This is a genomic window from Aliivibrio sp. S10_S31 (genome assembly GCF_014694495.1).
Classification (GTDB): domain Bacteria; phylum Pseudomonadota; class Gammaproteobacteria; order Enterobacterales; family Vibrionaceae; genus Aliivibrio; species Aliivibrio fischeri.
In genome coordinates this window covers 1-337 of sequence record NZ_JAAUWR010000131.1, presented here as the reverse complement: position 1 = coordinate 337, position 337 = coordinate 1, and the positions used below count along the sequence as shown (strand labels likewise).

Below are 337 nucleotides of genomic sequence, written 5' to 3'. Positions count from 1 at the left end.
AATCCTGCTCCCGCAACCACATTTAGATTGAACGCATTAGCGGTTAATCATGCGACACTAGCTCAGCTGGTAGAGCGCAACCTTGCCAAGGTTGAGGTCACGAGTTCGAACCTCGTGTGTCGCTCCAAATTGTAAAGTGAAACATAAGGGCATTCTGATAGAGTGCAATCCTTGCCAAGGTTGAGGTCACGCCTAAGCCTTGAAGATCGGGAACCTCGTGTGTCGCTCCATTTTCTTTCTCGAAGAGAAAAATGGTTTATAGTCTCATTGTCTTAAACAATGCATCCGGACGCGGGATGGAGCAGCTTGGTAGCTCGTCGGGCTCATAACCCGAAGG

General features: G+C 49.0%; 1 tRNA gene. It reads left to right on the top strand.

The features are described 5' to 3' along the window. Positions 1-51: 51 nt before the first annotated feature. A tRNA-Gly gene (locus HC728_RS19920) sits at positions 52-127 on the top strand. The last annotated feature ends 210 nt before the right edge of the window (positions 128-337 follow it).